This is a genomic window from Streptomyces telluris (assembly GCF_024519335.1).
Taxonomy (GTDB): domain Bacteria; phylum Actinomycetota; class Actinomycetes; order Streptomycetales; family Streptomycetaceae; genus Streptomyces; species Streptomyces telluris.
Genome location: NZ_JANIID010000079.1, coordinates 1 through 2,931, shown reverse-complemented (window position 1 = coordinate 2,931; position 2,931 = coordinate 1). Strand labels below are relative to the sequence as shown.

Below are 2,931 nucleotides of genomic sequence, written 5' to 3'. Positions count from 1 at the left end.
TAGCTCTCCAAGCCCCACCCACCACACTCCTCCACCCCAGCATGCTGCTTGCAGCCTTCCTCGGCCCCCTCCGCCCGCCACTGGCACGGCGACGAACTTTTCGTAGCGCTGCTGGCTGACGCTGCCGACCTCTATCGGTGTCGGCCCCCGTCACTAGGCTCGGCCGCATGATCAGTGATCTCGGTTTCACCTGCTGCGGCGCGTTCCACCCCGACCCGCCGATGAACTACACGGCCGGGTCGCCGGCGGTGTGGGACCCGGCGTTCGAGGACGCCGACGACTGCCTGCTCTCGTCGGATCAGTGCGTGATCCGCGCGCAGCAGTACTTCGTCAAGGGGCTGATCGAGATACCGGTGATCGGGAGCGACGAGGTGTTCTCCTGGGGTGTGTGGGTCTCTCTGAGCCGGGAGAGCTTCTCCCGCATGGCGGATCTGTGGGATGTGCCGGGCCGTGAGGCTGAGGGGCCGTACTTCGGCTGGCTTACCACTGACCTGCCGGTTTATTCGCCCACGACCCTCAATCTCAAGACCAGCGTCCACACCCGCCCGGTCGGCGAGCGACCCTACGTTGAGGTCGAGCCCACCGACCATCCCCTCGCTGTCGAACAGCGCACGGGGATCACCCCGGACCGCGTACGGGAGATCTGCGAGGCGGTGCTGCACCCCGGCGGCATCAACAGGTAGACGTGTCGGGCAGTGGCCGGGATGCGACCGTAGCTTCTGGGGCCCGTCCCGGTCCCTTCGCATGCCGGCCGGGCGGGCCGCCTTGTGCCCGGAGCCCCAGGGAGCGGGAAGTCCCCGCCCAGGCGCAGGTAGCACTGTTGTACGGCAGCCTCTGAGGCTTGAGTGGGGTCGTTCTATGCGGAGTTGGCGGTCCTCCGGAGTCGCTGTGATCAACCTGCATAGGCCGTGTTCATGTCACACGCACCTACCGGGGGGGTGTCCCTATGTGTTTGGTCAAGGTCGTGGGTCAGGATTGCGGCATGGCGACCTGGTTCCGGACCTACTACGAGGACGAAGATCTGTGGCTGTATTTCGAGGCCGATGACGAAGGCTGGGCAGCGCGACAGGTCGAGGTCCGGGGGCAGGACTCGCGACCGGTGACGGCGGCCTCTTTGGAAGAGGTGCTGCACTTGCGTGATCACGCCGATCTCGCGGCGATGTTCCGCTATGAACGGCAGTACGGGGTGCTCGCCGAAGGTCCCCTGGACGGCTGGCAAGACCAGCCCGAGGCGGCCGAGATCTCCGCGGAGGAGTTCGAGCGGCTGTGGACTGAAGCAAGGCGGGCCCTCGGCGATTCAGCCTGACCTGGCGGGTTGGGGTTCGTAGAAGGTTCCGTCGCGGAGCATCGCGAAGAGGACGTCGGCCCGCCGCCTGGCGAGACAGAGCAGAGCCTAGGTGTGGTGCTTGCCCTGCGCGATGTGAGGTCGGTTCGGGGCGCCCTGTCAGCATTGCTGCTGGTGGGTTTCCCCGAACCGCCTCCCGAACCCGGCGTGCCCGTTTCCGAGCACCGGGCTCTCCACAAGTCCCGTTCGACAGCCTCGGGGGCCTTATCCCATGGTGGGCCAGGGAGAGGGAATCACCGCTCCCCGGTATCGGTAGCGTGTCGTGCGCACCTTTGCCGGGTTGAACAGGGTGATCTCCTCGGTGGCTGGCCACCATCCGCCGTTGCAGTAGCGTCGGCGGAGATCCTTCCAGGTGATCCGGCGGTGTTTGCGCCTGATCCAGCGAATCGCCTGTTCCCAAACGAGCTGGCGCAGGAACTGGAACGTGGCGCTAGAGACGCCGGGCCGGAAGTAGGCGCACCAGCCTCGCAGCATCGGATTGAGCTGACGCAGCAGGGCCGGTAGCGGCTGGTTGACGTCTGTCCGGCATGCAGTCTTGATCTTCCTGGCGACGGTCCGCACGGATTTCTTCGCTGGGTAGGTGTAGACATAGTGCCGATCGGTGCCTCGCTTGCGGTGGCGCTGGATGCGCCATCCGAGGAAGTCGAGGCCTTCGTTGATGTGGGTGATCCTCGTCTTCTCCATCGACAGGCGCATGCCCATCGGTGCGAGAACCGCTGCCACCTCTTCGCGCAGCACTTCACAGTGCTCGCGAGTCCCGGCTACGAGCACGAGGAAGTCGTCCGCATAACGCACCAACCGGATGTTGGGGTCGCCACGACGGAGCCGTGTCCTGCGTCGGTCCGGAGAGGTACTGGGCCCGCCCGGCCGGTTGGCGACATACTCGTCCAATACAGTCAGGGCGATATTGGCCAGCAGCGGGGAGAGGATGCCCCCTTGCGGAGTGCCGGTGCTGGAGATGCGACCCTGATGGACCGGGTGCGTCGACGGGTCGGGGACAGACGCGTCCTGGTCCTGGTGAAGGCATTCCTGAAGGCGGGCATCCTCGCCGAGGGCGGCCAGCTCAAGGGCTTCGGCTCTACGAGGATGCCCAGGACTGGTGGTTCGAGGGGGTTCGGGGCGGGTGAGCGCAGTTGGATCTGCGAAGGTGATGACCGCCACCGTCAGGTTCCCCTGGGGAGCGCCTTCTCCAAGAGCAGTGGGCTGCTCTCGCAGGCTGCTTCACGCCCGGCTGGTTGTGCCAGCCAGGAGCGGTCAGTACCGGAAGCGGGCCGTCTCTCCGTTGATCCGGATCAGAAAGTCTGTGATGGGGTCGCCGCCTCCGTCGGGGATGAGGGTGAGCCCCTGAGCGTGGATCGCCTCATCGGCTGCCAGGGCGGCCTCTTGGTCGCCGCGAACCCATGCGTCCCGCGAAGCAGTGAAGAGGGGACGGAAGTCCTCCCAACCAGGAGCAGGGTCGAAGTGGCAGTCCGACCAGAACACGTCGATCGCTGTGAGGGTCAACGTCCCCACGAGACGATCTCCCTGCCTGAGCTGCCAGTTCTCATCTGCCATGTCATTTCCTCCCCCGGTGCAAAGGGCACTCT

At 65.8% G+C, this 2,931-nt stretch carries 4 protein-coding genes and 1 pseudogene; 2 read left to right on the top strand and 3 right to left on the bottom strand.

All coding sequences use genetic code 11. The features are described 5' to 3' along the window. The first annotated feature begins 221 nt into the window (after positions 1–221). Positions 222–683, top strand: coding sequence for a DUF2199 domain-containing protein (locus tag NQU55_RS36155; RefSeq protein ID WP_256791868.1), 462 nt, complete (start codon positions 222–224; stop codon positions 681–683). A 299-nt stretch (positions 684–982) separates the two neighbouring features. After that, positions 983–1,306 (top strand): hypothetical protein, encoded by a 324-nt coding sequence (locus tag NQU55_RS36150; protein WP_256791866.1) that lies wholly within the window; start codon positions 983–985, stop codon positions 1,304–1,306. Here the strand turns inward: NQU55_RS36150 and NQU55_RS37250 are convergent. The 3 genes and pseudogenes from NQU55_RS37250 to NQU55_RS36140 form a co-directional block, all read right to left on the bottom strand. Continuing rightward, positions 1,298–1,420 (bottom strand): annotated as a pseudogene (locus NQU55_RS37250) (IS110 family transposase); the annotation flags it as partial. The gene NQU55_RS36150 and the pseudogene NQU55_RS37250 overlap by 9 nt on opposite strands. 129 nt (positions 1,421–1,549) lie before the next feature. Next, a complete protein-coding gene (locus NQU55_RS36145) occupies positions 1,550–2,506 on the bottom strand; it encodes a group II intron maturase-specific domain-containing protein (RefSeq protein WP_308402312.1) in 957 nt (318 codons plus the stop codon). A 93-nt stretch (positions 2,507–2,599) separates the two neighbouring features. Continuing rightward, positions 2,600–2,899, bottom strand: coding sequence for a hypothetical protein (locus NQU55_RS36140; RefSeq protein WP_256791865.1), 300 nt, complete (start codon positions 2,897–2,899; stop codon positions 2,600–2,602). Between the last annotated feature and the right edge of the window lie 32 nt (positions 2,900–2,931).